The organism is Paraburkholderia sp. SIMBA_030 (assembly GCF_046535245.1).
In the GTDB taxonomy this organism is placed as follows: domain Bacteria; phylum Pseudomonadota; class Gammaproteobacteria; order Burkholderiales; family Burkholderiaceae; genus Paraburkholderia.
In genome coordinates this window covers 1-256 of sequence record NZ_JAWRXB010001024.1, presented here as the reverse complement: position 1 = coordinate 256, position 256 = coordinate 1, and the positions used below count along the sequence as shown (strand labels likewise).

1 protein-coding gene is annotated in these 256 nt (G+C 62.9%); it reads right to left on the bottom strand.

Annotated features, from left to right (window positions below):
* Positions 1–256 (bottom strand): AMP-binding protein (locus SB772_RS43125; protein WP_410838913.1); only part of this gene is annotated, 256 nt, incomplete at both ends.

Here is a 256-nt window from a genome sequence, read left to right as displayed (position 1 = left end):
CCGGAAGTATGGACCAAGCCCTTCGGTTTCCCCGTGGTGCCGGAGGTGTACATGATGAACAGGGGAGTCTCGGCGTCGAACGCAATCGGTTCGTGAACGTCGGAGGCGGTATCGACGACGTCGTGCCACCAGACGTCGCGGCCTTCAACCATGGTGACGCTGGCCAGTTCGGCGCGGGGTGTGGTCCTGTTGATGACCAGCACCCGTTCGATGGCATTGTCACCCTCGACGGCGGCGTCGGCGTTTGCTTTGACCG